23 protein-coding genes and 1 pseudogene are annotated in these 26,437 nt (G+C 36.1%); 5 read left to right on the top strand and 19 right to left on the bottom strand.

Translation table 11 applies throughout. The features are described from left to right. Positions 1-14: 14 nt before the first annotated feature. From qoxA to G6R02_RS15940, 4 genes are read left to right on the top strand one after another with little or no spacing between them, the layout of a single operon-like run. Positions 15-950, top strand: a complete 936-nt coding sequence (qoxA, locus tag G6R02_RS15925) for a cytochrome aa3 quinol oxidase subunit II (RefSeq protein ID WP_164670213.1) — start codon at positions 15-17, stop codon at positions 948-950. Continuing rightward, positions 947-2,890, top strand: coding sequence for a cytochrome aa3 quinol oxidase subunit I (gene qoxB / locus G6R02_RS15930; protein ID WP_164670214.1), 1,944 nt, complete (start codon positions 947-949; stop codon positions 2,888-2,890). The genes qoxA and qoxB overlap by 4 nt, the downstream gene beginning before the upstream one ends. Next, entirely contained in the window at positions 2,883-3,488 is a 606-nt protein-coding gene (gene qoxC / locus G6R02_RS15935; RefSeq protein ID WP_164670215.1) for a cytochrome aa3 quinol oxidase subunit III, read from the top strand. The genes qoxB and qoxC overlap by 8 nt, the downstream gene beginning before the upstream one ends. 1 nt (position 3,489) lies before the next feature. Then, positions 3,490-3,774, top strand: a complete 285-nt coding sequence (locus G6R02_RS15940) for a cytochrome C oxidase subunit IV family protein (protein ID WP_164670216.1) — start codon at positions 3,490-3,492, stop codon at positions 3,772-3,774. 50 nt (positions 3,775-3,824) lie between these two features. Here G6R02_RS15940 and G6R02_RS15945 read toward each other — a convergent pair whose 3' ends face one another. The 14 genes and pseudogenes from G6R02_RS15945 to G6R02_RS16005 form a co-directional block, all read right to left on the bottom strand. Then, positions 3,825-4,115 (bottom strand): hypothetical protein, encoded by a 291-nt coding sequence (locus G6R02_RS15945; RefSeq protein WP_164670217.1) that lies wholly within the window; start codon positions 4,113-4,115, stop codon positions 3,825-3,827. A gap of 771 nt (positions 4,116-4,886) precedes the next feature. Continuing rightward, entirely contained in the window at positions 4,887-6,653 is a 1,767-nt protein-coding gene (locus G6R02_RS15950) for a DUF2326 domain-containing protein (RefSeq protein WP_164670218.1), read from the bottom strand. After that, positions 6,650-6,895, bottom strand: coding sequence for an ABC-three component system middle component 6 (locus G6R02_RS15955; RefSeq protein ID WP_164670219.1), 246 nt, complete (start codon positions 6,893-6,895; stop codon positions 6,650-6,652). Before G6R02_RS15955 ends, G6R02_RS15950 begins: the two co-directional genes overlap by 4 nt. Continuing rightward, a complete protein-coding gene (locus tag G6R02_RS15960; RefSeq protein ID WP_164670220.1) occupies positions 6,873-7,442 on the bottom strand; it encodes an ABC-three component system protein in 570 nt (189 codons plus the stop codon). The genes G6R02_RS15955 and G6R02_RS15960 overlap by 23 nt, the downstream gene beginning before the upstream one ends. Continuing rightward, positions 7,439-7,621: a hypothetical protein gene (locus G6R02_RS15965; protein ID WP_164670221.1), complete on the bottom strand. Its 183-nt coding sequence runs from the start codon at positions 7,619-7,621 to the stop codon at positions 7,439-7,441. Before G6R02_RS15965 ends, G6R02_RS15960 begins: the two co-directional genes overlap by 4 nt. A gap of 206 nt (positions 7,622-7,827) precedes the next feature. Beyond that, positions 7,828-8,124, bottom strand: coding sequence for a type I restriction-modification enzyme R subunit C-terminal domain-containing protein (locus tag G6R02_RS15970; RefSeq protein ID WP_164670450.1), 297 nt, complete (start codon positions 8,122-8,124; stop codon positions 7,828-7,830). A 311-nt stretch (positions 8,125-8,435) separates the two neighbouring features. Then, a pseudogene (locus G6R02_RS15975) lies at positions 8,436-8,771 on the bottom strand (ArsB/NhaD family transporter); the annotation flags it as partial. Positions 8,772-8,928: 157 nt separating this feature from the next. Continuing rightward, a complete protein-coding gene (locus G6R02_RS15980) occupies positions 8,929-11,919 on the bottom strand; it encodes a type III restriction-modification system endonuclease (RefSeq protein ID WP_164670222.1) in 2,991 nt (996 codons plus the stop codon). 24 nt (positions 11,920-11,943) lie between these two features. Then, a complete protein-coding gene (locus tag G6R02_RS15985; RefSeq protein WP_164670223.1) occupies positions 11,944-13,833 on the bottom strand; it encodes a site-specific DNA-methyltransferase in 1,890 nt (629 codons plus the stop codon). Positions 13,834-14,470: 637 nt separating this feature from the next. Further along, positions 14,471-14,668: an STM2766 family helicase-associated protein gene (locus G6R02_RS20475; protein WP_484606974.1), complete on the bottom strand. Its 198-nt coding sequence runs from the start codon at positions 14,666-14,668 to the stop codon at positions 14,471-14,473. Between the two features lie 644 nt (positions 14,669-15,312). Continuing rightward, positions 15,313-16,080 (bottom strand): hypothetical protein, encoded by a 768-nt coding sequence (locus G6R02_RS15990; RefSeq protein WP_164670224.1) that lies wholly within the window; start codon positions 16,078-16,080, stop codon positions 15,313-15,315. A 128-nt stretch (positions 16,081-16,208) separates the two neighbouring features. Next, on the bottom strand, positions 16,209-16,751 hold the full coding sequence (locus G6R02_RS15995) for a DUF2441 domain-containing protein (RefSeq protein ID WP_164670225.1): 543 nt from the start codon (positions 16,749-16,751) through the stop codon (positions 16,209-16,211). A gap of 2 nt (positions 16,752-16,753) precedes the next feature. Continuing rightward, on the bottom strand, positions 16,754-17,158 hold the full coding sequence (locus tag G6R02_RS16000) for a hypothetical protein (RefSeq protein WP_164670226.1): 405 nt from the start codon (positions 17,156-17,158) through the stop codon (positions 16,754-16,756). A 480-nt stretch (positions 17,159-17,638) separates the two neighbouring features. Beyond that, complete coding sequence (locus tag G6R02_RS16005; protein WP_164670227.1) at positions 17,639-17,830, bottom strand: hypothetical protein; 192 nt, start codon at positions 17,828-17,830, stop codon at positions 17,639-17,641. Positions 17,831-18,073: 243 nt separating this feature from the next. Here G6R02_RS16005 and G6R02_RS16010 point away from each other — a divergent pair, with 243 nt between their 5' ends. Then, the gene (locus tag G6R02_RS16010; protein ID WP_164670228.1) at positions 18,074-19,684 is read left to right on the top strand and encodes an IS1634 family transposase; all 1,611 of its coding nucleotides are present in this window, start codon (positions 18,074-18,076) and stop codon (positions 19,682-19,684) included. Here the strand turns inward: G6R02_RS16010 and G6R02_RS16015 are convergent. The 5 genes from G6R02_RS16015 to G6R02_RS16035 form a co-directional block, all read right to left on the bottom strand. After that, a complete protein-coding gene (locus G6R02_RS16015; protein ID WP_164670229.1) occupies positions 19,679-20,224 on the bottom strand; it encodes a hypothetical protein in 546 nt (181 codons plus the stop codon). The two genes, G6R02_RS16010 and G6R02_RS16015, sit on opposite strands and share 6 nt — an antisense overlap. Positions 20,225-21,062: 838 nt before the next feature. Then, the gene (locus G6R02_RS16020) at positions 21,063-22,412 is read right to left on the bottom strand and encodes an ISLre2 family transposase (RefSeq protein ID WP_164670077.1); all 1,350 of its coding nucleotides are present in this window, start codon (positions 22,410-22,412) and stop codon (positions 21,063-21,065) included. Positions 22,413-22,986: 574 nt separating this feature from the next. Continuing rightward, positions 22,987-23,949, bottom strand: coding sequence for a tyrosine-type recombinase/integrase (locus G6R02_RS16025; RefSeq protein WP_164670230.1), 963 nt, complete (start codon positions 23,947-23,949; stop codon positions 22,987-22,989). A 13-nt stretch (positions 23,950-23,962) separates the two neighbouring features. After that, positions 23,963-25,039: a tyrosine-type recombinase/integrase gene (locus G6R02_RS16030; protein ID WP_164670231.1), complete on the bottom strand. Its 1,077-nt coding sequence runs from the start codon at positions 25,037-25,039 to the stop codon at positions 23,963-23,965. Next, positions 25,011-26,363 (bottom strand): tyrosine-type recombinase/integrase, encoded by a 1,353-nt coding sequence (locus tag G6R02_RS16035; RefSeq protein WP_164670232.1) that lies wholly within the window; start codon positions 26,361-26,363, stop codon positions 25,011-25,013. The genes G6R02_RS16030 and G6R02_RS16035 overlap by 29 nt, the downstream gene beginning before the upstream one ends. Between the last annotated feature and the right edge of the window lie 74 nt (positions 26,364-26,437).

Genomic DNA, 26,437 nt, shown 5'->3' on the forward strand with positions numbered 1-26,437 from the left:
AGGAGTGTCAGTTTATGAAATATATACGAAGGTATCTTGTATTGATACTTGTTGTCCTTCTTCTGCTGCTCAGCGGATGCAGTGAATTAACAGTCTTGAATCCGAAAGGGCCGGTTGCCGAAAGCCAGAAAGACCTGATTCTGTATGCACTGATTTACATGCTGGGGATTGTGGTTGTTGTATTTACCCTTTTCACCATTATGGTCATCAAATATCGTGATAAGCCAAACCGGAAGGCTGCATACAGACCAGATCTTACCGGTAATAAATTGATTGAAACCATCTGGATTATCATTCCGATTCTGATTGTTACCGCACTGTCAATACCGACGATATCCACTTTGTTTGACCTGGAAAATCCGACTTCAAACGAACAGGACCCGCTTGTCATCTATGCAATTACGGCAGACTGGAAGTGGTTTTTCAGTTACCCGGAGCAGGGAATTGAAACGGTTAATTATTTGCACATCCCGACAGACCGTGCCATCGAATTCCGTTTGTCTTCTGCTGATTCCATGACTGCCATGTGGATCCCTGCTTTAGGCGGCCAAAAGTACAACATGGCCGGCATGCAGACCACGCTCTACCTGGAGGCTGATGAAGCCGGTGTTTACCAGGGCCGCAACTCCAACTTTAATGGAGAAGGTTTTGCTGAGCAGATTTTTAAGGTCCATGCAGAAACGAGCAGTGATTTTCGTAATTGGGTAAACGAAACACAGACTTCAGCACCTGAATTAACCCAGGATAAATATAATTCACTGCTGAAACCGGGATTGACAAAAACGATAGCCTTTTCATCAACCCACCTTCAATGGGTACATCATGGAACAATGAAAGGTGCTGACTATTCCGTCAAGCGTCACCGGGAGGACTTCAGTAAAGAATTGCATCTTAAGAATGATGCCAACCATGAACATGGACCATCTAATAAAGAAGGTGAACAATCATGAAACTTGAACAGCTGTTAGTTACGGGGGAGCCGCTTATTTATGCCGGCATGGTGGCAATTGCTCTCGTGACAGGCGCCACCATCTTTCTCCTAACCTACTTCAAAAAATGGAAATGGATCTGGCGTGAGTGGCTGACAACCGTTGACCATAAAAAAATCGGCATCATGTACATTCTGAGTGCACTTGCTATGCTGTTCCGGGCTGGTACGGATGCACTGATGATGCGGACACAACTAGCATTTCCGGAGATGAATTTTTTAGGCGCACAGCATTATAATGAAATTTTTACAACACACGGGACAATTATGATTTTCTTTATGGCAATGCCGTTTCTAATTGGTCTGATGAACATTATCGTACCGCTTCAGATCGGCGCTCGGGATTTTGCATTCCCATATCTGAATGCCTTAAGTTTTTGGTCATTTTTCTTCGGGGCAATGCTATTTAACATTTCATTCGTCATCGGTGGTGCCCCGGATGCCGGCTGGACCAGTTATACGCCGCTTTCCGGGGATGTCATGAGTCCAGGTCCTGGTCAGAATTTTTACCTGCTCGCCCTGCAATTGTCAGGTATCGGGACATTGGCGACTGGCATTAACCTAATAACGACGATTGTGAAGATGCGTGCTCCGGGTATGACATTCTTTAAAATGCCGATTTTCACCTGGTCCACATTAATCACGTCGTTCATTATAGTGTTTGCATTCCCTATTCTGACAATCGCATTGGCACTGCTGACGATTGACAGGATTTTTGGATCGCATTTCTTTACTGTAACCGGTGAAGGTCTGCCGATGATGTGGGCTAACCTATTCTGGATGTGGGGCCACCCGGAAGTTTATATCGTCATCCTTCCGGCATTCGGCATTTTTTCAGAAGTCATTGCCGTATTTGCAAAAAAACAACTATTTGGCTACACCGTCATGGTATGGTCACTCATCCTAATCGCCGGACTAAGTTTCCTTGTCTGGGTTCACCACTTCTTTACGATGGGTGCAGGGGCATTCGTCAATTCTGTTTTTTCGGTTACAACAATGGCGATTGCTGTACCAACGGGGGTGAAGATATTCAACTGGCTGGCAACGCTGTATAAATCCAAAATACAGACGAATGTGGCAATGATGTGGGCACTCGCGTTCATCCCCAGCTTTACAATCGGCGGGATAACAGGAGTAATGCTTGGTATGGCCGCTGCAGATTACCAGTTCCATAATTCATATTTTCTGATTGCCCACTTCCATTACGTTCTGATTGCAGGTACCGTGTTTGGTTCTTTCGCCGGACTTGTATTCTGGTATCCGAAAATATTCGGGCACAAACTCAATGAACGGATTGGAAAATGGAGCTTTTGGCTTTTCGTCATTGGTTTTCACATCTGCTTTCTCCCGCAATATTTCCTGGGCCTCGATGGGATGCCAAGGCGGGTTTTCCATATTGTTCCGGAATGGATGCCATTAAACCCGATTTCAACTGTAGGCGCATTTGCCATGGGAATCGGTTTTGCTGTCTTTGTTTACAACATTTATTACAGTTACCGGTACAGCGAACGTGAACAAACCGGTGATGCCTGGGATGGCCGGACACTGGAATGGTCGACGCCGACTCCGGTTCCGTCTTACAATTTCGCCGTCGTACCACATGTTGAAACATATGATGCTTATTGGCGCATCAAACAAAAAGGGCAGACTGTCTTTGACGAATCGAAAGTGGAGCCGATTCATATGCCAAACAAATCTGGCCAGCCGTTTATCATGGCTGCAGTTATGGCATTTGCCAGTTTTGCACTTGTATTCGAATGGATCTGGCTCGCGGTTGCAGGACTGATTGGCGCACTTGTAATCATGATCATGCGTTCATTTGATTATGATGAAGGTTATCATGTTGATGAGGAAGATATTAAGCACACAGAACGCACAGCAAGGGGGTTGAACCATGAGTGAACAAGAAGTAAGCACGACACCTCTTGAATACCAGACAGAAGAAGGGCAAAAGAATATTGTCGGATTCTGGATCTTTCTGGCTGCAGAGCTTTCGCTGTTCGGGACATTATTCGCAACGTATGCTGTACTGTTCGGCCGTACAGCGAATGCACCGCTCCCCGGGGAATTATTCACCCCGGAAACCACGCTTATCATGACGATCATTCTTTTGACAAGCAGCTTTACATGCGGGGTGGCGGTCCATGAAATGCGGCGCGGTGCCAAGAAAAGCTTTTTGACCTGGCTGATCATCACCTTAGTTCTTGGGTTAAGCTTTCTGGGATTGGAAATTTACGAATTTCACCATTATGTCAGCCATGGCGCTTCACTAAAATCCAGCGCATACTGGTCGTCCTTCTTTGTGCTTGCGGGAACACACGGTGTGCATGTCACGTTCGGGATTGGCTGGCTGACCCTCCTAGTGATTCAAGCGGTCCAACGTGGAATAACTTCCATTACAAGCAGGAAAGTATTCATCATCGGGCTCTACTGGCACTTTCTGGACGTCATCTGGATATTTATTTTTACAGGTGTCTACCTGATTGGGATGGTGGTTTAATATGACCAGAAAACTTCCGATTAAACATATTATTGGCTATGTGACCTCCGTTGCCCTGACATTTGCGGCAGCTTGGGCCGCACTCGGATCCAATTTATCAGTAACATGGATTTTAATTTCCATTTTTGCACTGGCAATCATCCAAGCAGCAATTCAACTGTTTCTGTTCATGCATCTGACAGAAAGCGGAATCGGTAATACTCCGTGGAATATGATGTTCCATGGCGCTGTTATAGCAGCAATCCTTGTTGCGGGCTCACTGTTTGTGATGTCGTTTGGGTTTTAGGATTTGAATTAGATGAGCAAAAACCTCTTTTCTTATTGGAAAAGAGGTTTTTAATACCCGCGCACTTCTTTTTTCGCAAGCTTTTTATATTCTTCTGAATGGTTAACCATGTCGATGATGAACATGACCCAGCTGATTGCAGATACGAACAAGCTCAGGTAAAACATCACCCATGTTATGGAAAATACAGCCGGGACAGTACCGAACATGACCTGGAAAAAGTATAACCACATTCCTGACAACAGAACTGTCTGCACTGCAGCAAGGGTTTTCTTATTCAAATAAAAGAAAATGATTGGTGTAACGCTTGCCAGAATTAAAAACATTAACGTAATACCCATCAATATCATCTCCCGTTATAAGTGTAAACGGTTTCTTACTTAATAGTGTATCAAATAATCCGGTGTATTGTCACATAACGTTCATATTTTGGCTTGGGGGAATTATGGTGATTTATTGTTATTTCTAAATCAGCATCCTTGCTGTCTTCTGCATATGTGATGGTCTAAAAAGACTTCGCTCAAATAAATAGCATGCCTCTAAATGAATGCTATTCCGGTTAACAGAACAAAAGAGGCTTCCAAAAAGTTCAATAACCTAATGGAAACCTCTCTAAGAACTCAGAAACTAATATCGGTCACTATTTCAGACACTAAAATTATTTGAAATGGTTATGAACGTAGATGTAATAAGGAGTAGAGACCTATATTACATCATGCCGCCCATAATGTTTTATGGTGTAACATCTTTTATAAGGTGTCAATAAAATGTGGCATATCAGTATTCTTCCATTTTAATACTGTAACATCTTTAACATAAAGTAATGTTTTTTACTTCATTGCGTTAGCAAAATGTTAGCATTTTGTTAGCATAAATTTCATATAGGGTCAGCTTTTATTCACGGAACGAACATCGAAAAGCTATGCTATTTTTGGCACAGGTTTGGTTTGTTGTTTAACAATCCAGAAAAAACACCATTCTTATTCACATAATGATAATTATGTTATGATGGAGCATTAGTGATAACAGATCTGTTATCAAAATATTATCAAACAAGAAAAATCACCCTAAGCTGTTAAAAGGGCAAGGGTGATTTTCAAGTCTAATATTATTTAATACTTGAAGCCAAATAAAGCACCTGAACCATCTTCAGTTTGTTCAAGTTCACATACAATATCTTTGCTATTTAACTTATCTTTGGAGACGTCTGAATCTATTAAACTGATGATATATTGCACATCATTTTCATTGCAAAATTCTTCAATGAATTCGAGATAGGATCCTTTACGGTTCTCATGCAATGCTTCAAAAGGTCCATCATGATACAGAAATTTAAAGAAACTTTTATTAGAATAATAGCTTAAAATAGCTAAATCAAAACACATACACAGCATTTTTCTATATGAAAAACCTTCATCTTCATGTGTCAAGGCACCACTATCTGTAATGATACCAGCATTAAACTCAACATTCGATGTGGTATTAGTTGAAATATCAATTATTCCGTTCTTACTTGTTATAGCTTCAAAGTAGGTCTTAAATAGATACCTAATATCATTTAAAACTTTATTTCCATATTCTATTTTCGAGTCTATTGTTTCATTAATTTTTTCTAGTTCCTTCTTCTTTTCATTTAATTCTTTTATATCTGTTCTTGTTTGTAAAATTATATCTTTTTGTGTCTCGAGACTTTGGATGTTCTTTTCTTTTTCAATTAAATTAGCCCGCAAATTTTTGTACTTATTAATAACATCAGTATCTTGCAATACATTTAAAATACCTGATCGTTGTTTTCCTAAGTCTTTTAGCTTTTCATCAACTACCTTAAGCTCTGCTTTTTTATCAATAAGCAGCTTTGATAAGTGAAACCTTCTATCTTCAAGTAAAGACTTATTAAAACTAATTAAATCTTCATATGATTTTTGAAGTTGATCACTAAAATAAATTTCGACTTCTTCAAAAAGCTCTTTTATGTAGTCAAAGTCAAGAAACTCTTTCGTCGCTAATGAGTTTTCAATAAGATCGATGTCAGACCTTAAATTATAGGCTTTATTTTGTAAGGAAATCGACTTACTTTCAATCTCTTTAATTAATTCCTTGCTAATTTGTTTTTCATTTAAATAGAAGTTAAATGAGTCGAGATCCTGTTCCAATATTTCTTTTTCCCTAGTCAGAATATCTATTTGTCCATTGATTCTATCTATATCTGAAGCATTATAATAGTCTTCCATATTTTTTATTTTAGTTTTCAAGGCTTCAATTTCATTATTTAATTCATATTTTTTTAAGAGCAGATCACTATCAAATCCTAGTAATTCATATACAAAGGGTTTCCATACTTGGTCTGTAGAACTTGAGAACTTTGTTAATTGAAAAACATCACTATAATCATTTTGAGTTCTTATAAAATAGCCTACTAGTTTACGATAATCATAATCTCCTAATATATCAAAGTTTAATTTTTCATTTAAAATTGTTGTTGCTGGGACGACATTTTCACTCGTAGTATTTAGAACTAAGTTTGTGTAATCCCATTCTTCACATTCCAACAATTCTGTTGAATAATCAAGTATTTTTATGTCTACTCTTGTAACGTTGCTAAAAGATCTTCTAATTGTTAAATAATCACCATTATTTAATTTTAATTCCAGATAAAACGTATGATCCTTAAAAATCTTTTTCTTGTTATAAAAATAGTTTCCCTTTTTTACTTCCTTAAGTAGCATGAAATCTATCAGTTGAACAAGAGCACTTTTCCCAAGGTTGTGTGGATCGTTTACATTTTTATCGTGGACATAACCAAAGATGATATTTAATCCATTTTTAAATTCAATATCTTTAAACCTTGAATCATCGCTATACAACCTTGATAATTTCATATTTTCATCTCCAAGACGTCAGATTCGATATCGTAGTTGATCCTACCTAGTAAAAATAAAAAATCAATTCCCGGTAAAAACAAATATAACGCATCGTCACCAATTTGCTTTTCTAGGTCATTATACAGTTTGCCATAACTACACTTGTAATCATTTTCTTTAAATAGCTTAATTAATATTGCAACTACATAGATTAAACTTCTATTTAACTCTGTAAATTTATCCGGTCTCAGCAATGTCATCACCGTTTTCTCCAATGTGACATATGTAATACATAAAATGTATTACCACAGTCACCATTTCCTCATTCTCTAAGACCTCTATATCATTAGAGTTTAAAAATCTATCAATAATATCATTTATTACTTCGCTAAAAAATTCCTTTTCTCTTTTTATTTCAGGTATTTTTCTATTGATGGTCTTCTTAATATTATTGTATGATTTCTTTAACTTTTTATTACGAGGGTCAGCCAATATATCCTTAATAGCCTTAAAAAAAATACTGCTTTCAATTATGACTTTGTTGTAGTCATTACAGCCTTTTTCTTCTAAATTATTAATGGTATTTTTCGCTACAATGTTTATCCTCTTTAATCCATCGTCTTCAACACCTTGATTAGGCTCCGAGTCATCTTCAAGCTCTAACTCCAAAAAGTCTATTACCTTTTTTAGGTTATATGGATTAATAACGTCACTTCTCTTATGTATAACGTTTTGGTTATATACATTGCCATCATTGTTATAAACTGGGCTATAATCACCTTTTGTAGTATTTTTACTTCCTGTCATCTTCCATCACCAAAACTTCCTTTTACATCACCATCGTTATTATAAATAGGACTATTTTTTCCTTTTGTTTTATTAGTGCTTTTTTGAGTTATCCTTATAGATTTAAGAACAAAGCCCCCTGTAGCTCCGAGTATAAGGGTAAGCAGATGGGTTATAACAGTTGTCCAATCAATAGTCATTTACAATCACCTTCTTCTTAGTTTAATAAGTTTTATGTAATTTCCTTAATAGTTTAAAGCTATTATTTCAAATTATGAATTTTTTTACAATACCCATGTATTTTCTACAGTAAGTCTAAAATATTAGAATATAGATCCAGGTTCACGTAAAATAAATGAAGCAATCCCCCAGTGGACACGGAACAGGTAGGACGATTGCTTCATTTTTATGATGCCTCTTGCTGATATAAAGCTTTTTGGAAAGATGTAAATGTTTCTTGAATCTTGCTAACACCACCGAGGACTTCTACAGCATCTGTAATTGAATGGTATTTATGCTCTAGTAATCGCGGTAATTTTTCTTGGTCAAGCTCTTCATAGCCAGTTTCAACGTACTTAGAAAGAACAAAATCAAGAAATTCTCCTTCTTTGTCGTCCAAATTCTTAAAGATACTAGTCTTAGCTTTGGCTAAGCGCTCTTCTCTTGAAATAGGCTTTAATTTATTAAACTTTGCAATACAGATAGTTCATCTTTTCCATATCCCTCATTAGCGAGACTTTCTAATAATGCTTTACGAGTCTTAGGATTTGCCCAAATTTAACGCAATTCGTCTTTAATTTTAAAAAAGTCAGGCAACGTCCCATATTAGTTTTCTAAAAACTCTTCAGCCGAAATAGGTTTTCCATCAGCAGTCCAAAAGCTAGTAGCAACAGTATGCTGGATTTCTCGTTCTTTCCCGTCTCTTAATTTTATCCTTATTGTTTTCTTAGGTTCTCTCGGTTCGTCTGGATCTCCAGGTTTATCAGGATTGCCTGGGTTTCTAGGGCCTCTTGAAAAGGCCGCCACAACTGCACCTAAAATACTAATATAGACAAACATCTTTATCCCATTACCATTTGCAATTCTGGCCATATGCAGTGCTGCCCATTCAAACAGACCAATTTCATCTAATATTAGTGAAATAAGTATAATAGCGACAAATGCCAGGGTTGCATTCCACACAATTTCTGTTACTTCCCAAACATCGCTGAACCCAATTACACCTGCCAATAAAGCAACAACAGCACCACCAATAGCAGACCAACCAATATTCAGCCCTTTAGGCTGCCAAATAACCAAAATAAGTGTAACTAAAAAGATTATAATCGCTAGTATAAGCGTTGATGACAAAACGTGAACCCCCAATTAACAACATTACCGTGGTTAAACGCGTTTTATCACCCAACAATTTTAAATCATTGCAGCTTTATCCATTTCAATTGCAGCATATATACACCGCCTCCCTTATACTCAAATCATCCTTTTGTCCCAGCCTCCTGGTACAGTATTAATTATTCTCACTGTTATTACTTAGCATGTCGTTAATGATATCTCGAATGTTATCATTATTGGTCTGCTTGTAATACTTGACTTCAAACCCTTGTTGTTTGAATAACTCAAAGATTTGATACGGTGTTTCTATTTTATCTGACTCGCTACCTCTTAAGGTTCTCTCGCTATCAACACCCTTACTTTCAATAACAGCTTTTATGGTTGGGTTGCCCTCATTATCTTTAACCACATACATAAAGTCAGGGCTGTAGGTACTGCCATCGATAAATGGAATCTGAATGCTACGTTTTGGAATCTTACCAAAGACCTCGATGCTGTCGTGTTGAGCTTTGATGTTCTTATCTTCTATATCGGAGTCATATAGGATAGTGTCATATAAATAGGCTTTCATTGGGGTGCCCTTAGTATGCTTTGTCCCTAAATATGCTGAGGTCTTCACGTGCTCCCTTGGATTACCATCAGCTTCTGTTAATTGAGTTGGATGAACTCTGGTATTGGATAACTTTTTGTAGGAATACACTTTTAATAGTTCATCATATAACCGTTCCTTAAAATAAAATGTTAAATTTCTAACCGTGTCAAAAGTGAAAAATGAGTCTTCTAAGGTCTTCTCCTGCGATGCCTTAGATATACCCCTATGAACCAGAGGAATGGCTACATTGGTACTTTGAGCTAACCTCTTTAAAAATTTACCATATGGAATGGTGTCATAAAAAGTATCCACCGAATCGGTTACTTGAGTGAAAACAAATTCTTCCTGAACCATTTCTAATATATCTCTAGTGGTACTTCTAGCAGTACGATCAATTAACTTATCTGTGATAACCTCAGAGATGATATTAACTAACACTTCATCTTCTACCTGGTCGAAATATAAATAATACTTTTCATTGAGTTTTTCCCATAATTCTTTGACCTTCCAATAATTCTCCTGTCGGATCTTAACTTTTCTGTCTTTATCACGATTTCGATCCGTAACCTTATCATCATCTAACTTATTAAAGACTTCTGGATACTCATTTAAGAACTCGGTGAGCTTGTCCTGTTTAACTTGTCGATTTATGTCGATATACCCCTTAGTTAAGAGCTCAACAACTACTTGCTCTTGAGTCATATCCTTATCCGTAGCTAACTTTTCTACCTGTTCCTTTGAAAGTTCCTTTTTATCAAAAGAGGTTTCTCCATAGATTTCTTTTTCTAGTTTTTTGATAAAATCTTCCTCTGTAAAATCGACTATATAGTTAAGCATGAAAGACTCATTTTCAACTCGATTTCCAGATTGATCTACAGGTAACCTTAAACCACGACCAATCTCCTGTAGTTTACTATTGTCACTACCACTTGAACGTAGCTTGGCAATGGTAAAGATGTTAGGGTTATCCCACCCCTCTTTTAAAGTCCACTTTGAGAAGATAAACCTCTTAGTGTTATAGTTACCATCCTCATCTGTTAAACTTAATAACTCTTCTTTATCAAACAAAATCGTATTTACCTGCTGTTCAACCTCGGCTTCAGTTGATGTATTATCTTGCGAGAAATATCCCATATGAGAGGCTTTAATATTCCGCAATGTCTCCTGAAGATACTGCTTATACTCCTCCTCATTGGCACTACAAGCTGCTATCTCATGTTCTAACTGTTTTTTCAACTCTTCTTCAAATGCAATATGCAAGTAAGGCTCCTTACCCGTTTTCTTATCATTTCGATATGAATAAATATCATCAATGAAAAATAAGGCTAAGGTCTTAATCTTAAACTTACGCTTGAAGTTATCTCTCTCAGACTCAAAATGACGCTTTAGAGCTAATTGAATTGACTGCCTCACATAAGATGTGGCTAAAACATCAGAATAGAAAACATCACCTGTATACTTTTCTTCTCCGTTACTCAATAAAACTTTTGTAGCCATGATCCCGTCAATCGTTATACCCCTGAAACTATTAGACAGGCGATTTAAGGAATCAGTGAGCTTTAGATCCTTGGTTTCCTTTACCGTTTTACCACTCTCATTTACAGAAGTCTTCTGAAAACGGACATAATCACCTTTTACCATATTAATAATCTTGAATACTTCCTTCTTATTATTAGGGCTTGCTACATGCTCCTTGGCTACGCCCTTAATAAGATTATCCTTAAAAGACTTATGGATGTTGAGATCATAAATCAGATTCTGGTAGTCCTTGACCTTCATCTTATTTTTACCCCTACCTACCTGTTTTTCAGGGAAGGTGGCTCCATAACGCACAATCATTTGAGGGCGAACCCTTTTCTCAATAAAGTTATAAGTGGTCTGTTCACGACTAAAACGATGCGGTTCGTCAATAATCATAATAGGTCGAGTGGCCGCAATCCCATCTATCGGCCTGTTATAACCTCCTACCGATGAATCATAATCATTACGGACTAAGACACCACTCTTGTTATCCTTTAAATGTTGCATGTTTACTAATAAAACCTCTATCACATTTTGATGGCTAGATGTTTTATTAACAAAGTTAGTGATACTATTTGGGATGTAGTTCTTTTTATTCTTTTTTCGCTTTACCCCTTCAACCACTTCAAGGCTAATTTCACCCTTATAACCACAATTATTTCTAAAATGCTTAGCTACACTTTGGTTCTTAATAAACCTCTCGACACCTGCTTTAATAGCAAGGGAAGGTACTGCTATGATGAATTTTCTGAAACCATATAACTTATGTAACTCATAAATGGTTCTCGTGTAAACATAGGTTTTCCCGGTCCCTGTCTCCATTTTGATATCAAGATGCAACATATCTTCATTTCGAGAAATACCCCTCATAGAAGAAGGCAACGGATTTTGTAGGTTACTTATGTTTTGATATAAATATTCATCATTGATATCTATAATTGGATTCTCTATATTTCTTATCGGTCTTGAGATATCTACATTTTGAAATACTGAAGAAAGCTTCTTGATAGGCTTAACCTGATGTATTAGATTTTTCTTTAAAATTAATTCCAAATCTATTCACCTCCTAACTGTCTGTTAATACCTTTTAATTAATGAAACTTCGATACTCTTATCTTCATTTCTTAACTGTTTTAAATTCGTTTCTAACTGCGTTAATACACTAAAATCTTTAAAGTTATATCCGTAGACTACTATACTTGTAGGGTTAAAATCGCCATCCTCGATTATTTTAGATAATAAGGCATCAATATGTTGAGATGCTAATCCCTCATCTAATAAGTATAAGTAATCTTTTACTAAATAGGCTGTGTACCCCTTTAAATCTAGCTCATTTACATCTGGGGTTAAGCCATGACTATCCTGATTTAACCAAGTGGTGAGAATCGTAGGTTTATCAAACTTGATTTCAAAGTCCGCCAGATTGAAGTTCGGGTCGAACTCCTTTAAATTATCTAACGTGTTTTCTGAAAGCACCTTGGCAAAGTAATGCTTGAATCCGTAATCGATATCGACTTTCTTCTCTTCTTGGATTTTTCGACTTGCACGAACAATCCGCTCTCTTCCAATTTCATCAATAGTTTTGTAACCTTGCTTTTCGGCTACTGAACCTTTTTTGACCGGTTCACCTATCTGCACTTGTATAAACTTCCTGTTTTTTCTGCCTTTATCAACTGCATTTTGTTCTAATACTGCATGAGCTGTAGTTGCTGAACCAGAAAAGAAATCTAATACTATGTCATCAGTATCTGTGGTAAGTTGTATCATGACTCTAACTAAATCCACTGGTTTCGGTGTTTCAAAAACTGAATAGCCATCAAAAAGTTCCTTAAGGCCATTTTTAGCTATCTCATTCGTAGCTATATCCTCAGAAAACCATATAGATTCTGGGGTTAACCCTCTATCTTTAGCATTTAGATAAGTTTTGAGACGAGGAACAGCGTTACCATCTTTACCAAACCATATTCTATTATCTTCGATCGCTTCCCTCATAGCCTTTTCTGTGTATACCCAACATCTACCACTAGGTAAATGATGTTCTTTACCATTTGGTGCTTTCAGAACATAAAATTGATCCTTGGTCCCATGACCTGCTTGGGCTGTTGCAGGGTCAGATTTCCACAACCCCCTAGGATCATCATCAGGATTTTTATAGTTCGATAAAGCCTTTTCTGACATTGGTAGTTTACCAATTGCTTTTTCCACATAATCAGTCTGCTTACAATAACACAACACAATATCATGCCTAGAAGATACTACTTTCCTGTTTTCACGATTAGTTCTTTTTTCTCGAGCAAAACTTGCTACAAAATTACTTTCACCGAATATATCATCACATAGTAATTTTAACTGCGAGCCTTCATTATCATCTATAGAGATAAATATTACCCCTTTATCATTTAGTAATTCACGTGCTAAAAATAATCTTGGATACATAAAAGTTAACCAAGCACTATGGGAAGATGAGTTAGAAGAAGTCATGTTTAAAATTCTTTCAGCTTCCTCTTCCTCAACCCCTAAAATATTTGTTAATTCATCTACAGTAAATTTATAACTATCTTTATAAACAAAATCGTCCTCACCTGTATTGTACGGTGGGTCAATATAAATCATCTTGATTTGCTCGGTGTAAGACCTTCTTAAATGCTTTAATACATCTAGGTTATCCCCTGTAATATAAATGTTTTTGGAATTCTTATTCTCAGGCTTCTCGTTTTTATCCTGATTTGGTTCTAATACCGTCTCTGTCTCAAGAGAATCAGCTATATACTTAGCGTAATTCTTGCCAAGGAAATCCATATGATACCCCTCAAACGAGAAATCAAGCTCATCAGATGTCTCCTTCTTAAACTTGTCAATCAAAAACTTACCATTCTCGAAACAGTTCGGAAAATATTTTTGTAAAATATCTAATCTCTTACTGTTAAAGCGACCTTCACCATTATCATCTAAAATATTCTTAATCACCCTTTACACCTCTCCTTTATCATAGTAAAAATTACTTTTATGTATCTAAACCTTAATGAAATTTCGTATTCACACTAATAACTGGACTTTTTCATAAAATATCTGTAACAACAGTAACAATTTTACTATAAATACTAATTTACGTATAGAGTCGAAACACCTTCCTTTGTGAAGTCTATTAAAGCCTTTTCTTGTAATTTTATATCCTATACTTTTATAGACTAATATGAACACAAGCTTGGATAGTTTTGACGAGTTCCTACTATATAATTATGTGAGTTAAAAAGGGCAAAAAGAAAAGGACTTCGTAAAAGTCCTTCACCATCCCAAACTACACTATTCCAATAAAGCACCCTTAAAGTATATTTTTTCACAATCTTAGTACAAATAGATGTTGTCTGAATGCGCAGTATCGTTGTACTGCGCAGCAATAACCATATAGCTAATACAACAGCTAGCCTTCCAGTTACGGCTTTAAAGACTACTTTTTCCCTTACACTTAATTATAAAAAATTATGTTCCGTTAGGTTCAAGTAATTATAAACTCTTATACTTCTCTCTTCCCTTGAAGTAACTGATCTCCGTGTTATACAGCAAAGTTAATTATCACTCATAGTCTACTCCTTACATATATTGGCTAACTTAAATAATAACAATCAGAATTTAAATCTAAGAGATTCATAAACTGTTCCATTTCCATTTGGCTTCTACAACCTATTTTAAAGGTGTTTCTATTTGAGTAATATACATCTAAATGCATTAAAGGGTGATATTCACCATCTTCATTCTCTTTATCCACTGTAAAGAAAACCCTGCTCATTTTATCTACTTTCATGAGGAACTGCACATAACCTTTAAGTTATGACACCTAAAAATTATAGTTATTCCGCATCTTGTTGCTTTTTCTCTTTCCATCTTTCAAGCAGTGTATTCTTATTATCTCCGTCACCTTTGATAATTAACTCTTTTTTGTATTGGTTCAAGTTCAGCATAATTCAATAATTTTGCATCAGCGTTTACTGTTGCATTTTCATTCTTACCGGTTTCAGTAAACGTCCATTAATGAACTCAACAGATCATTAACCTTACTTCTGACATACTTTCTGGATTCCTTCACCTTTAAATCTAACGCTTCATCATATAACTTATTAAATTCTTTGCCGGGATTAGTATTGTTTTTCTCCATTCGTAATATGTAGAAAATTGGTACATCAGCTTTTTTACATGCAACTTTAAGATTATATTCCCCTTACACCAACAATTCTACTAAATTAATTTGTCTACTGTCTTGCATTTCCTAGTGTCTTGTGTAGTCCGTAATACCCTCATATATTCGATATCGTAGATAGTAACAGGGCTATGGAAATGGATGTGCTACACCGTTTATATAGGGTTGCTTAGTATCCATAAGTTTGATTGTATCCCCCCTCCCCTTTAATTTTGCCAAAATAAAAACACTACGCTATATTAGTGTTTTTATTAGGTCTCGTAATCATTAGGATTCATTTTTAATCCAAACACATCTATTAACTTCCCACCAAACCCTGTTATGTGATAATTAATTGAATCTTCGACAACACTCTTTCTAATACTTTGAGCCATTTCTAACCCTCCGTAGATGTTTTCTTTAATTTCTCCTTCGATGAATCTTAACAATTCATTATTTTGCTCTTCTCTGTCGTATCCAATCAACCCTTTAGATTCTAATTTATAATCAATGTGTTGACGATAACTTTCCTGTTCATAAAATAGTTTATCATCTGAGTGCTTTAATTCTCTTCGTTTATTTTCAACGTTGTGCTTCATATGAATCAAAAATTCTGTATCATATTCCAGCAATCTTTTTATATCCTCTACCCTTAAAACTCTTAGAGTATCATAATAAGATATAATATACGCCTCATCGTTTATTTCTTCATCAACTACATAATTGAATCCATTAATAATATAATTAACCTTCTTCTCTTGGTGCTCTTCAATCAAATCATCTAAAATATAAGGGAAAATTGTATGTTGTATCATTGCTTTAAAAGACTTATCTTCTAATAAATTTATCTTATTTCCAATTATAGATAATTGCTTTTCGTGTAAATCCAATCTCTTCTTGAATCTCTGCATCTTATACGCATTATAAGCACCTGAGATATATGGAGTAGCACTCATTGCATTATCTATAAGCAAATCAATAGTTGATCCGTCTTCTATACCTAATAAACTCTTTATTGTTTCATCCAAACTATTATCCATGGACTCATCCCCCACTTTAGAACTTTCATTAATATTCTAGCATAAGGCGGAAAATTGTGGAATATTGGAGGGGAAGAGAATCCCTCTAAAATATCCATACAAAATAAAAAACACTACATCCAGTAGTGTCAAATGGGCTTTATTGTAATTTTCATTATGTTTCTTACAGTCGCCTTTCCTTCAAACAGGTATTCTATTTTATTTTCATCCACAATCTCTTGATTCCAATACCTTCGAGCATTTTCTCTTACAGTGTTTAGACTTCTTGGCTTACCGTTAACAAAAGTTGAATCACATTTAAAAAGATTCCCTTCTAAATTTAGCTCTAATATTTGATGAGTGCTTGGATTAAAACCCATTTCAAGTATCCAATTATCTATGTTGGAGTTTCCACTTAACCATAAGCACCTTTGTCTGGAGGGATATTCAGAATAATCTTGTTTCCTAACATCTTCAAATGCTGTTTCCCTTGCAAAATGCCAATAATATGTTAATCCTTGTGTTACTGCTGCTGGATTACTCAGTGCTGACATATCCTGAACATCGTAATCACCAAAAAACTTATTATAGCCCTCTTCTGATGTTTCTAACACATCCCCCACAGCATACCCTTTAGGATTAGGTTTTCTTGTTATATGATAAAGTTGTTTATCTGTTACGTTTTCTATCATAATTATTTATCCTTATTACGGGTTTTATAATGTGTAATATCCCAGAAACTAACTTCTGTACCATTTTCAATAAGATTCTGAACAGTAAAAATTGTCCTATCTTCTATTTCTAACTCTTTAATATGCCCATTCATTCTATCTAATAACAACTCCCCTAAATGGCTATATCTGTATTCTCTTTGTGTGTCGTCTATAAAAACCGTACTAAATGCTTCATCATATAATACATGAACCAATGTCACTTCGGTTAACTTGCCTTCCCTATGACTTATTTTATAAGGTGTATAGTAATTACCAAAGTCATCTGTAATAAAGTCAATGATTCCTTTTATGTTATTAATATCATCATTAGGTTCCCATCTTAGACGATTCACCCTTAGAAATTTCGGGTTAGGATTATCTGTCATTTTATTAAACACTCCCATTTAACACAATTTTCTTAATTATATCATAATATATGGGATAATCCGACTAAGTTTACTAAATTATATGACGGAATGTATCAGATTTGCACTAATATCCAAACAACTAGCCATTCCATAAAAATGAGAATAAATATTCTTCAAGAGTCCTAAACCACTACATAACTTGTCTCTTTATATGCTAGAATAATCAGGTTTTTCACCGTTATACCTATTAATACCTCAATTTTCTTATTCATATCTTCCCCTCTGAAAGGAGCCTGTTCCAATGGATGTTTCTACATGCCCATCAAATATATAAACCCCCATCTCTTACGCCAACGTTGTACGATTCCTTTTTTGACTTCGTATTAGTCCTATCCATTTTTTTTGGCTAAATAGCTTTCCAGCTCTCGGCATGCCCGACATTGGTCTCCAAGGGCTTTATACCCATTCCTATATCACCCTTGCTTTATCCAATAATTTTTATCTCTTTATGTCATCAAAAAAATCATACTTCTCCGCTACTTTTTTGAAGGATCCATAATCCTTTAGAGCAAATCCCAAGTGATAACACTCTTTATGTGTAATCGTATTTAAGATATCTAAAACAATATTTTCATGACCCTTCACAATTTTTTTACATTTTGGACAATACAACCGCTTATTGTTATTCATACATTTACCCCCATTAAAACGTATTTAATCATTCCAATTATATAAAGTTGGCAATTTTAGCTTTTCTCTCAAAAGCTTTATTTCATCAGTTATTAAATCCGTAATCTCATAATAATCCTGGATTCCCGCCATTACATAACGATGAACCAGGTAAAAACGTGAAAACGCTGGGCTTTATGCCCTTTTTTTATTGTTTTTATACTCGTTATGTGTTATTATATACATAACGAGGAGGCGATAAAAATGGCTGCTATTATCTTTCAGAAGGATAAGCGTTCAGGGATCACCTATGCCTATGAGTCCGTTTCCTATTGGGACAAGGATAAGCAACAATCCCGGTCTAAGAGAACCTTAATCGGACGGGTGGACAGTAAAACTGGGGAAATTGTTCCCACAGACGGAAGGGGACGCAAAAAGAAAGAGGGGTACGCCGTGACAAAGAAAGGTCCTGTCCCCTCTGAACAAACCGCGCGTTATTTTTATGGTGCCACGTATCTGCTAGATGAGATCGGTGCGAGCACCGGGATTACAGAAGTCCTGAAAGCGTGTTTTCCCGACACGTACCGTCAGATTCTATCCATTGCATACTATCTAATCTTAGAGGACAGCGCTCCCCTTTATCGTTTTGAAAAATGGAGTCACTTACATAAACATCCTTACGGTGAAAACATTACGTCCCAGCGAAGCAGCGATCTGTTCGCATCCATCACCGAAGATGCAAAATATCAGTTCTTCCAGCTGCAGGGAAAAAGGCGAACGGAAAAGGAATTTTGGGCCTATGATATCACCACCATATCCAGCCAGTCTGAACTTCTAAGACAGGTGCAATACGGCTGGAATAAAGAAAACGATCCACTGCCCCAGCTAAACCTGGCGCTGGTATTCGGCGAAACGTCCAACCTGCCGTTTTATTACCGCAAACTGGCTGGTAATATCCCGGATTCCAAAACCGTCGCGAACCTGCTTGCCGATTTGGATGTTCTCGGTTTCTCCAAAGTGAAGCTGGTCATGGACAGAGGTTTTTACAGTAAAGAAAATATCAACGCATTATTGAAAAACCACGTGAAGTTCTTGGTCGCCGTCAAAGTATCGCTTGTTTTCATCCGGAAAGAACTGGATGCCATCTATGACGATTTTCGATCGTTTGAACATTACAGTGAGAAATACGAGTTATATGCCCGTACGGTTCGGACGACGTGGGATTATACGCAACACCGTCCGTATAAAGGAGACACCCTGACACAGTCCAAGCGTATGTATATTCATTTTTATTACAATATTGACAGAGCTGCGGAGGACGAAAAAGCGTTTGACCGCAAGTTAATCGCCCTGCGTCAGGAATTGGAATTAGGGAAAAGGAAGCAGGAACATGAAAAGCTATATCAAAAGTACTTTGAGACAAAAACCACACCGAAACGAGGGACAAAAGTTACCGTCAACACAGAGGCTGTCAACAAGGCCAAACGCTATTTTGGATTCTTTGCGCTGATGACCAATGAGACCATGGACGCCATCACTGCGTTGGAGCTTTATCGTAATAAGGATGTCGTTGAGAAAGCGTTTGGGAATCTAAAGGAACGACTGAACATGCGCCGAACATTGGTATCATCAGAAAAGAGTCTTGACGGGAAGCTTTTTGTGGAGTTTATCGCGCTAATCTATCTTTCTTATATCAAAAAGCAAATGCAAGATACGGATTTATTTAAAAAATATACGTTACAAGGCGTGCTGGATCAACTGGATGTGATTGAATGCTTTGAGTCAACCGGAAAAAAACTGCGTATTGGCGAGATTCTCAGCAAGCAAAAGGAAATTTATGAAAGCTTGGGTGTTATCCCGCCTACCTCGTTATGAGTACTCGGGAATCCAGGAATAATAATTATTTACTTTCTCTTCATCTTTCTCTTTTGATGCCCATTTTAGTTCTATAAACTTATTATACATGACTGAATCAGCATAAATAACGTTGTTGTTCATAAGCGATAAAAAATCGTTTTGTTGTTGTTCATTTAAGTCAGTAAATTTATGAGCACCGTATTGGTATATAAATTCAGAATGTAAAGCTTCAACAGGATGATAAAAATTAAATAACCTTTCCTTTGATGTTTGTAAGAATAAGTCCCGCTCCCTAATTTGTCTTTGTTCATTTAATGTTTTGTTTATGCCCTCAGTCGATGCCCTAATAGTTAGGTTCACCCCCAAAAGGGTTAAAGCACCTGAAATCACACCACCTATAATAGCCCCCCAGAATGTGCTTAATGAACTAATCCAGCTATTTACATCACCAGAAACCGGAAAAATATTAATAAACATTAAAATATTTATTAATATCGGAAATATAGCCAATATCAATCCTATGTAGAATATAAATTTCTTTGTTGTTTTTTTATCCATTTATAGTTGCCCCTTCTCAGTTAATTACTTCGACAACAAGAGACAGTTTTCCTGCAAAAAAGACCGCATTTTTTCCTATAACCTTATGATCTATCCACTCTCAGTGAATGGCATAGAGTCCTTCCTTAATCCTAGTTCTATGAATATAAAAAGGGTATCCCATAATCTGTATTGCAATAATGAAGCTAAGAGATTCTCCTATTTTACACGAAGGTTTTTTTACTGAATTTAATTAAAGGAAGCATTTAAAAGTCTTATAGAAAAGGGATACTAAAAAAAAGGTTTATAGGACTTTTATAATACATTGGTGGATTAAATTTTGACCTCTCTCTATATTAACTATCAGTAATTAAAATATAAAGACGAAAATAGAATCGATATGTGAAAATTGTCGATTGAAGCATGTAACCTTTTTGGCATTTTTGAACTTACCTTTTGCTTTATATTTAGTTTAATTAATCAGGAATAGCTGAAAAGGGGAAAACTAATAATAGAGTTAGAAGGGGATGAAATCAATGAAGCAACTGCCTGAGATTATATGGGTAATCATTGTTTTAGCACTAATACTCTATTTTGTGGTAAGGGTGGACGGAGGTATGGGTATCAAAAATTTAGCGGCTTACGGTACCCATACTTTCTAAACTGAAAGTATACCATGAAACAGCATTTTTATATTATGTATATTAGACTCTTGATTGTGTCAAGTACTTGTGGGAGAATGATTGTGTCAAGTACTTGTGGGAGAATTTTAAAGTCCCTTATTTTGTATTGTTTTAGCTCCAATTTTGATAGCGTTTTCACGCCTATGTCTTTGCGCATGTTGATGCTATTTTGCTTTTTAAATTCCTCTCAATCCTTTTAAGGCATCTGTAACTGGTTTTCCTAAAGCCTGTTTTAAATAACCCATGTTGTTACGCGTTGCTTCTGCAGCACTGTCTCTTAGCCTCTCTACAAAGTGTTTAGGCGGCTTTTCTTTTTTGTTTTCCTGTGTTAATTCCTCTGTCTGCTCAAGTATCCCTTGTAGCGTTTTAATCTCCAGTTTATCTTTCAAAGCAACCATAATATCAATGAATTTATCAAGTCCTTTATCACTCCAGCTACGCCCGTTTTTAAGCCGTTTAGCGAAAACGCTCATTGTTCCTTCCGCGCTCCCCATTGGACGAAATCCTGTTGTGTCTATGCCCTTTTCTTTTAATTTTTTGCGATAATCTCCCAGCGCTTCCGGATATTGAGAAAGCTGTGCTATTAGCTCTTCCAGCCGTTCTTCCTTCTTTTCATTATCAAGCGTTCCTACAGCGCTATTTAACTCCACCATGAAACCTTCCCAGTCATATTTTGCTAGTTTCTTCCGAATGGAACGATATCTTGAATGATCCCGAAATATACGTTGCACATCCCGGGCAACATGAAAACGATCAATGACAAAAGTCGCATTATGACGGAAATAATCTCGGCAGGATGTGATCCACTTTGCTCCATCTCCATTGATAACGAGATGATGTTTGGTAGGATCGTACTCGTAAGTCGTCATTAAATACTGTTCGAATTCCTCCCAAAACGGCTGTTTCCCTTCATGAATAAAATGTCGCTTTTCCATTAGTTTTGCCCGTTTACCATTCATTTCCCAACCCTGGTGTACACTGGCTATCTTAATTTCTCTGCCTTTTTTATTTTTCTCCTGACTTTTCGTATAAAGCCCGTCAACCTCCACAAATACAACATCATTCACAAGTGATACGGATTCTTCCGGAACTACCTCCGTATTCAAAAGCTGTTGACGTATGCCTTCATGACTAATCACAGGATATCCCAAAAGCTTCTCCATCGCCTTACCAGCCTGTCGATAGGAAACGCCTGTCACAGCCAGTTCAATAGCCAAATCCTGCACCATTGGACTCATTCCTTTTGTACCGTCAAAGGATAAATATTGATCCAATAAATAGACGTAGGCTCCGGTTTCCCTATCCTGATAATAATTTCTTTTCAGTTCCACTTGTCCAAAGACTGATTGAAACTTTAATGTTCTTTTATCCTTGTAATAAAATCGTTGTTTATCCCTTCCCTTAGCAATTGCCTCATCTAATTCCTTAAGGGTCTTTGCCATCTCCTGGGAAAAGCTTTCCTGCAAAGCACGATATGTAATTTTTTCTAATTCTTTCATAGTTAGCGTAGATATGATATCTTTCATTTGAGGACCTCTTTCTATAGTTGTTGTTGTAGGAAACTTAACTATACAAAAGAAGGTCCTTTTTTTCATTAAAAATGTCTTAAAAGACTACCGCGCTCCGCTTGCTGGCCTCATTTTTGGTGTTGAAGTCTTACGACTTCAACACCAAAAATGAGGTATATGTTCTCCCATAAACATTTTACTCTAACTAGACTCTTTCATCTACTTTACAAGCTATTGCAAGTAACGCTATTCTTAATCTGCTTTTCAATTCCTATCTATGAAGTTATGAATTTATTTGGTTACTTCAAAAACCGATTCGCTCGTTTCATTTTTAAAAAAACTAAAATCCTTGCTTCCATAACAGAGAATTGCATTTTTAGCCGAAAATCTCTTGGTGCGTAAAATACAGATCTGGTCCGCTAACTTGATATGAACGTAACCCATTAGTCGGATCTTTTTTTTGATTCTGCTAATCGCCAAATATATTGATAATTCAAAGAAAAAATGCCAATACTAGGGCCCTATCTCAAACAAACGAAGTCCTTTTTGAATAGAGATCGAGATATGATTGATAAAATTTATTCAGTTAGATTTAATTCATCTTTCTTATATGTTTATAAATTTCTTTATTCACTTGTAATTCCATGCCATTATTCCTAATATAGTTTGGGTTTATATATGTACTAGTGGAATGGATTTTTTTATGCCCTAGTAGCTGCTGAATCACCATTATTTCCGCACCACTTTCGGCCATTATTGTTGCAAAAGAATGTCTTAGTTTGTGGAGGGTGAAAATAGGTAAATTTGCCTTTTCTAAAAAGGAGGCAAACAGATCTTGCAACTCTTGAATACTCATTTGACTTCCTCGGTGATTAATTAGAAAGTCATCTTTTTTCAAATCACATTTGTTGATGTACCTTTGAATGATTGCTCCATAACCATCTCTTAGAACGATAAATTTACTCGATTTATTTTTTGTTTTCTTCCGGTAGATGGTTTCACCTAAAACATCAATATCTTCAACCTTCGTGTTAATAATTTCTGAAGGACGACTTCCAGTAGAAATTAACAATAGAAAGAATAAAACGTCCCTTTCTAAATTGGAGCTATTATGTAATAAGCTCTGTAAAAACTTTAGTAAATCGTGCCTTGTTGGAACATACTTATCCTTTCTTCGTGGTTTCTGTTTATGTTCATCAATGTTAACACTCATTTGATCTGTTAGGATTGGAAAATCATATTTTCTGTATAAATATAAAAAAAAGTTTTGAAGAGCACGCCTTGAACTATGCAGCCACGAATAGCTTTTATGAAGATGTTCAACAAAATACTGATCCAGGAGTTTTGTATCTAGACTTGAAAAATATAGCGATTCACCTGATATACTGACTGTTTCATAAATTTTTTCAAGATGCACGTCTTCTATGGAGGTACATGTCACATCGGCCAAATAATTTAAGAATTCATCCAATCTTCGTTTGATTATCATTTTATAATTCTCAGAGTACCTAGATTGTAAATGATAAACATCTATCTCTTCTTTAAAATGTTTCATTTAAAACCCTCCACTAAATTAATTCATCAAGAAGATCTTCAAACGGAAATGGATAAAACTTCATTACTTCTTCCTTTAGATCCTTAGGAAGAAGTTTGGTATAAACAGATGTTGTTTTAGGATCTTCATGACCAAGCATCTGCATTAAAAAAGGCTCTTCTATTCCGGATTTCAAACAATTAACAGCAAAGGTATGACGTAAAGAATGAACAGTATAATCCCTTCCCAAACCGATTTCATCAAACAGCCCTCGTACTAAATATTGGACACTTCGATCCAGCACCTTTTTTTCTCGGGAAAGTCCTTCATCTTGTGAAAACAAATACCCTTCTATGTCTTGTCTCCATTCGGACACACCACTGATTTTCAGATATTTTAAGATTGACATTTTAACTTCCTCAAATATAGGAATATATCGTTCCTTATTCCCTTTTCCTTTACGAATAAAAATTAAATCCTCATCGACGTTAAAATCTTTTATCTTCAAGTTTGTCATCTCACTCACTCTACACCCGGTACCCAGCATAAATCTAATCATCGCTTTCTTTCGGTATCCATATGTTTTTTGAATAGCTCCGTTTAGCACTTGCTCAACTTGCACATCATTTAAATACCTGGGTAGGGTTGGCGAACTGTGCAACGGTAGCTTGTATCGTACATCTTTTTCCGTATAACCTCTTTCAAACGCAAAACCTAATAAGCTTCTCATAATTGCCATATATTTATTGATTGTATTCGTTGCCAACTTTTCATTTTTTCTGGGAATACTTTTCTTTAACATTTCAAAAACCATGCTCTCATTAACTTCTCCAATCTTTAGTTGAGGATAGGTTGCATCAATAAAGGTCTTTACTCTTTCCAGGAAATTAAGATACGTTGTCAGTGTATTATCACTTCTGCGGTTAAATTCCCTCAATTTTGTCAGGTTTTCACTATACGCATCTATAACCTGATTAAGAAAATACGTTTTAGCTGGTTCAGATTTATGCTTGTCTTTATTTTTTACTAACTCGATTAGTTCATCAATCGTGACACCTAATTCCTTGCATAGTGCTTCATAGTCAACGTTCGTTTGTCTTTGTATTGGCATGAACCTTTCCTCCATTCTCCTTCAGTGGACTCTTATCCAACGTATTTGCTAATAACCGCTGATTGGAACGATGATAGTAATAGTAAGTTGACTTCCAATCCTTGTGGCCAATCGTCTCCGCAACCCTTCTGAAACTGTACTCTTGTAATGCGTTGGTTATGTAGGTATGCCGAAACGCTTTGGCCGGATACCTTGATTCACCAAATGCTTGTTTATTGGTATGATAAAAAATCGAATTGATCCTACTTGGAGTTATCGGGTGTCCGCTGCAAGTTACAAATAATTTTTGTGTTTCCGGATGATACTGTTCACGAACCTCTAGATAATCCTTTATGACTTGGACTACCTTCGTGCTAATTTTTATCGTTCTCTTTGCTGTCTTCTTACACGCAAGAGAAAGTGTTTTTTGAACGTTATCAAAATCTCCTATGGATAAATTGGAAACCTCTATTGGTCTGCATCCTGTATCAACGATGATTAAAAAGATGGCCAAATCACGAAAAACATGCTTTGAGTAATCGTAAATCGTGTCCATCAGTTCAATAATGCTTTCTTTTGGCACGTATTCATTAGCACGTTTTGAGCGGCCTCGCAAATGAAGAGGGATTGTATATTTTTGATTAACCAAGTTTTGACTAGTTAGAAATTTTACAAACAATTGAACCGTTCGAAGATATACCGTCGCTGAAGATCTCAGAATTTCCTCCTTTGTTACGCGGTCGGATAAGGTCCACTCGTAGCCTTTGATTTTTTCAAATAAAAGCTTTTCTTTGTTTTTCTCGCGAAACACATTTATATTTATACCTTCCCTTTCTAAATACCGCTGGAAGAATACGATTATTTTCTTATTTTCAACCACTCGGTTATCATTTATTTTCAGAAAGTGGAGAAAATCCTCAATAATCACCGGAAACCGATTGACAGTTTTTGATCTTTTTATGATCCTTTTCCGGTTCCGAGTTCGTTGAACAATAGGGTGCTGTTCAACTAAAGCAAATAATTCGGATTGAACAACCCTCCTTTTGTGCAAAAAGGATAGGTATTGCAAAATAACATTGACTTTTTTCTTTAACACCCGCTCAGTATAGTTTTTGTAGCTAGAAATTCGTGCAAGATATTCTAAATAATCCTGGCATTCAGTAATATCCAGTTCATGCCACTCTTTACCATGGTGCAAGTAGAAATCAACCAAAATGTTTTTAACATGCTGCTTCATTTCTTTGTTGTTGTTTTGTTTTTCATGAAGAAATTCATTGATAAGGGTATTATTCGCAATAGCTTCTAATGGTAAATCCTCTTGTTGGAACTTATTTGCCTGTTCCAATTCCTTCACCTCCAAATTTGTTAAATTCTTCGGGTCATATTTATGATAAAATGAAATCAAAACTTTGAGTGGAA

The organism is Virgibacillus doumboii (genome assembly GCF_902806455.1).
Lineage (GTDB): Bacteria > Bacillota > Bacilli > Bacillales > Amphibacillaceae > Lentibacillus > Lentibacillus doumboii.

Bases quoted from the DNA above. Each gene is read 5' to 3' on its own strand.
- qoxA (WP_164670213.1), top strand. From the start codon at position 15: ATGAAATATATACGAAGGTATCTTGTATTGATACTTGTTGTCCTTCTT.
- qoxB (WP_164670214.1), top strand. From the start codon at position 947: ATGAAACTTGAACAGCTGTTAGTTACGGGGGAGCCGCTTATTTATGCC.
- qoxC (WP_164670215.1), top strand. From the start codon at position 2,883: ATGAGTGAACAAGAAGTAAGCACGACACCTCTTGAATACCAGACAGAA.
- G6R02_RS15940 (WP_164670216.1), top strand. From the start codon at position 3,490: ATGACCAGAAAACTTCCGATTAAACATATTATTGGCTATGTGACCTCC.
- G6R02_RS15945 (WP_164670217.1), bottom strand. From the start codon at position 4,115: ATGGGTATTACGTTAATGTTTTTAATTCTGGCAAGCGTTACACCAATC.
- G6R02_RS15950 (WP_164670218.1), bottom strand. From the start codon at position 6,653: ATGAAATTATCAAGGTTGTATAGCGATGATTCAAGGTTTAAAGATATT.
- G6R02_RS15955 (WP_164670219.1), bottom strand. From the start codon at position 6,895: ATGACATTGCTGAGACCGGATAAATTTACAGAGTTAAATAGAAGTTTA.
- G6R02_RS15960 (WP_164670220.1), bottom strand. From the start codon at position 7,442: ATGACAGGAAGTAAAAATACTACAAAAGGTGATTATAGCCCAGTTTAT.
- G6R02_RS15965 (WP_164670221.1), bottom strand. From the start codon at position 7,621: ATGACTATTGATTGGACAACTGTTATAACCCATCTGCTTACCCTTATA.
- G6R02_RS20475 (WP_484606974.1), bottom strand. From the start codon at position 14,668: ATGAAAGTAGATAAAATGAGCAGGGTTTTCTTTACAGTGGATAAAGAG.
- G6R02_RS15990 (WP_164670224.1), bottom strand. From the start codon at position 16,080: ATGGATAATAGTTTGGATGAAACAATAAAGAGTTTATTAGGTATAGAA.
- G6R02_RS15995 (WP_164670225.1), bottom strand. From the start codon at position 16,751: ATGATAGAAAACGTAACAGATAAACAACTTTATCATATAACAAGAAAA.
- G6R02_RS16000 (WP_164670226.1), bottom strand. From the start codon at position 17,158: ATGACAGATAATCCTAACCCGAAATTTCTAAGGGTGAATCGTCTAAGA.
- G6R02_RS16005 (WP_164670227.1), bottom strand. From the start codon at position 17,830: ATGAATAACAATAAGCGGTTGTATTGTCCAAAATGTAAAAAAATTGTG.
- G6R02_RS16010 (WP_164670228.1), top strand. From the start codon at position 18,074: ATGGCTGCTATTATCTTTCAGAAGGATAAGCGTTCAGGGATCACCTAT.
- G6R02_RS16015 (WP_164670229.1), bottom strand. From the start codon at position 20,224: ATGGATAAAAAAACAACAAAGAAATTTATATTCTACATAGGATTGATA.
- G6R02_RS16020 (WP_164670077.1), bottom strand. From the start codon at position 22,412: ATGAAAGATATCATATCTACGCTAACTATGAAAGAATTAGAAAAAATT.
- G6R02_RS16025 (WP_164670230.1), bottom strand. From the start codon at position 23,949: ATGAAACATTTTAAAGAAGAGATAGATGTTTATCATTTACAATCTAGG.
- G6R02_RS16030 (WP_164670231.1), bottom strand. From the start codon at position 25,039: ATGCCAATACAAAGACAAACGAACGTTGACTATGAAGCACTATGCAAG.